The 3,925-nt window shown below is 69.1% G+C and carries 3 protein-coding genes and 1 pseudogene; all 4 read right to left on the minus strand.

All coding sequences use genetic code 11. The features are described 5' to 3' along the window. Positions 1 to 621: pseudogene (locus tag GA0115259_RS08565) on the minus strand (alpha-mannosidase); the annotation flags it as partial. Positions 622 to 748: 127 nt separating this feature from the next. Next, entirely contained in the window at positions 749 to 2,011 is a 1,263-nt protein-coding gene (locus tag GA0115259_RS08570) for a glycoside hydrolase 5 family protein (RefSeq protein ID WP_093593226.1), read from the minus strand. A 37-nt stretch (positions 2,012 to 2,048) separates the two neighbouring features. Beyond that, complete coding sequence (locus tag GA0115259_RS08575; protein ID WP_093593232.1) at positions 2,049 to 2,915, minus strand: carbohydrate ABC transporter permease; 867 nt, start codon at positions 2,913 to 2,915, stop codon at positions 2,049 to 2,051. Positions 2,916 to 2,959: 44 nt separating this feature from the next. Beyond that, on the minus strand, positions 2,960 to 3,925 hold a 966-nt coding region (locus GA0115259_RS08580), incomplete at its 5' end, for a carbohydrate ABC transporter permease (RefSeq protein ID WP_370747520.1).

Below are 3,925 nucleotides of genomic sequence, written 5' to 3' on the forward strand. Positions count from 1 at the left end.
GCCGTCCACGGGCAGCTCGGCCATCAGCTCGCCGAGCACCTCAAGGTCCTGGACGAGCTGCCAGACGGTCTCGTCGAAGACGGCGAGATCCATCCGGGCGAGCGTGTACTGCGGTTCGGTGCCCGCGGTCTCCTTGTCGCCGAGCGTGGTCGGCAGGAACGGGTGATAGTCGAGGATCACCGGGTTGGACGCGGCCTCGATATGCAGCAGCACCTCTTCGCCGCCCGCGACGGGCGCGCCGATCCGTACCCACTGGTTGCGCGGATTGAGGCCCTTCACCGGCGAGCCGTCGGGCCGGTAGACCAGGCCCTCGCACTGGAATCCCGGCATGTTCTCGTCGAATCCGAGGTCGAGCAGGGCCTCCACGGTGCGGCCCGCCCACCGCTCGGGGACGGTTCCGGAGACACGGAACCAGCTCGTGCCCCAGGGCGCGCCCCAGCGGTCGCCGACCGCGATCGGCTCGGTCGGGCCGGCGAGGCCCTCCTCGACCGGTACGGGCTCTCCCGGCGCGGTCCAGACGGCGATGTCGAGCGGTACGGATTCGGGATATACGGCGGGCCGGATGCGCTCGTCGAGGACCCGCTTGAGGCGGCCTTCGACCAGGCTGCGGTCGTCGTGCATGTGGGAACGCTCCTGAGGTGCGTGAGAGGTGCGGTGAGTGCGGGTGGCCGGCGGCCGGCAGGGACGGTATACGGAGTACGAGGTCGCGGGCTACGGGCTACGGGGAGGTGTACCCAGGATCAGAGGATCAGCCGACCTGGTCCGGATGGACGACCTCGGTGATACCGCGCATCGCCAGATGCTCCTTGTCCTCGGCCCGGCCCGCAAGGACCGCGCTCGGACGGACACCGGCCGCGGTGAGCCGGGCGAAGGCCTCGAAGAACGCTCCGCCGGGACCGCAGACGGCACGGGCGGGCACGGCGTCGTCGTCCCCGGTGTCCACCACGAGCCCGGTGGTCCGCACCGCGGGCGCGTACTGTCTGCCGCGCCACTCCTCGACGATCCGTGCGAGGGCCCGTCCGGCGGGCTTGACCTGCCGGTCGTTGGTCAGCAGACCGAGGCTGTACTCCAGCTCCGGGAAGTCGGCGAGCGAGCGCGACACATCGTGCGAGCACCACCAGGTGATGCCCCAGACATCGGCGCAGTCCAGCGCGTTGGCCACGGTCGCCTCGGTGAACGCGGCGGCGTGCTCGGCCGGGATCACCGGCGCGGGCGCACCGACCTCCTGGAGCCAGACCGGCCGGTGCGGCTCCAGCGCCCAGGCCTTGGCCAGCTCGATCAGATAGGCGGCGTGGTGCTCGGTGGCGGTGCTGGTACGGCCGTACCGCTGGGCGGTGCCGTTGAACACCCAGGAGTGCACGGCGGTGACGGCGCCGATCCTGGCCGCGTGCGCCGGAGTGAAGGCGTGCCCGTCCTGGTACCAGGCGGCGTCGTACTCGGCGTGCAGATGGAGCTTGCCGGGCGCTCCCTCCTCACATGCCTCCAGCATCCGGTGGAGCCAGCCGGCCGCCTGCTCCTGAGTGATCAGGTCGGGATCGGGATGCGGCGGCCCGGAGAACTGGTTGATCTCGTTGCCGACGGTCATCCCGATGAAGTTGGGCCGGTCGGCGAGCGCGGCGGCGAGCGTACGCAGATACTCGGCCTGCCCGGCGACGACATCGTTGTCCGTGAAGATGTTTCGGCGGTGCCAGGTCTGTGTCCAGGCGGGCAGGAAGTCGAAGCTCGACAAGTGGCCCTGGAGTCCGTCGACATTGACGTCCAGTCCGCGTTCGGCCGCCGCGTCGGCGAGCTGGACGAGCTGTTCGATCGCGCGGGGCCTGATCAGGGTGCGGTTGGGCTGGAAGAGCGGCCACAGCGGGAAGACCCGGATGTGATCGAGGCCGAGCTCCGCGACGGAGTCCAGATCGGCACGTACGGCGTCGGGATCAAAGTCCAGCCAGTGGTGGAACCAGCCCTGGCTGGGCGTGTAGTTGACGCCGAAACGCGGCGCGGGCGGTGCGGAAGTGCTCATACTGGCAACGTTGTCCTGGTTCTGGGTGCGGTGTCCGTCAGCCTTTGACGGCGCCTTCGCCGACGCCTCGGAAGAAGTAGCGCTGGAGAAAGGCGAAGAGCACGATGAGCGGGAGTACGGCGATGATTGTGCCCGCCGCGACCAGCCGTTCGTCGTTGGCGAACGTGCCGTGCAGATAGTTCAGTCCGATGGTCAGAGTGAAGTTCTCCGGATCGCTGAGGACGATCAGCGGCCAGAGGAAGTCGTCCCAGGCGCCCATGAAGGCGAAGATCGCGACCACGGCGAGAGTGCCCTTGACCGAGGGCAGGGCGATCCGCAGGAACCGCTGCCAGACCGTGGCTCCGTCGACATAGGCCGCCTCCTCCACCTCCTGCGGGAGATGGAGAAAGGCGTTGCGCATCAGCAGGACGTTCAGCGCGCTGATGGATCCGGGCAGCAGCACGCCGACCAGGGTGTTGTTCAGACCGAGTTCCCGCATGGTGGTGAACTGGGCGATGATGATGCCCTCGACGGGCACGAGCATGGCGAGGATGAAGGCCAGCGTCGCCGCCCGGCGTCCGCGGTAGCGCATCCGGGCCAGCGCGTAGCCCGCCAGCGCGGCGCCCACACAGTTGGTGACCACGCTGGCCAGGGCGACCTTCAGCGAGTTGAAGGCGTAGTCCCAGACCGGGATGGTGTCGGCGACGCGGCCGTAGTTGTCGAGAGTCGGATCGCTCGGGAGGAAGGTCGGCGGAGAGCTGAAGATGTCCTCGCGCAGGCCCTTGAGCGAGGTGGAGAGCTGCCAGAGGAACGGGCCGACCATCAGGGCCAGTACGGCGAGCAGCAGGACATAGCGCACCACGAGCTGCCAGGGCGCGATCCGCCGCCCGTCGGCGTCGCTGAAGGTACGGGTACGGGCCGGCACATCCGTCGTGGCGGTCGTCGTGGTCGTCGTGGGGGGCGGGAAGCTCACGCGTCCTCCTTGCGGTCGGCGCGGAGCACCAGCAGCATCAGGGCCACCGTGACGACGAAAACCACCACGGAGATCGCGGACGCGTAGCCGACCCGGCCGGTCAGTCCCGTACCGACACGCTGCACGAGCATCACCAGAGTGGTGTCCTCGCCCGCGGGACCGCCGCTGGGTCCCGCCATCAGATAGACCTCGGAGAACACCTTGAAGGCGGCGACCGAGGAGAGCGCCCCGACCAGGACCATCGTGGAGCGGACGGCCGGGACGGTCACGGTGACAAAGCGGCGTACGGCTCCCGCACCGTCCACGGCGGCGGCCTCGTGCAGCTCGCGCGGTACGTTGGCCAGAGCGGCCAGATAGACGATCATGTAGTAGCCGAGGCCCTTCCAGACCGTGACGGCCATCGCGCTGAGCAGCAGCAGCCACTGGTCGCTGAGAAAGCCGATCCTGCCGATGCCCACGGTCTCCAGTACGGAGTTGATCAGCCCGCGGTCGTCCAGCATCCATACCCAGATCAGCCCGACCACGACGATCGAGGCGACGACGGGTGTGTAGAAGGCGGCGCGGAAGAAGGTGATGCCCGGGATATGCCGCTGGACGAGCATCGCCAGCAGCAGCGGCAGGATGACCAGCGCCGGGACAACACCGACGACATACAGCGTGCTGTTGCGCAGCCCGATCCAGAACATCTCGTCGTCGAGCAGCTCGCGGAAGTTGGCGAGTCCCACATACCGGCCGGGCATCAGGGCCCGCCGGTCGGTGAAGGAGTTCACCAGGGTGCTGAAGAACGGATAGAGGCTGAACGCGCCGACGATCAGCAGTCCCGGCGCGGCGAACAGCCAAGGGCTGAAGGGAAGTTGGCGACGGACGCCACGGCCGGGCACCCGGCCGGATCCGAGGCCCGGCCCACGGCGGGACCCGCGGCCGGAGCCGGGGCTCCGGGATGCGAGCCCCGCCGCGGCGGG

Source organism: Streptomyces sp. MnatMP-M17 (assembly GCF_900091995.1).
GTDB lineage: Bacteria > Actinomycetota > Actinomycetes > Streptomycetales > Streptomycetaceae > Streptomyces.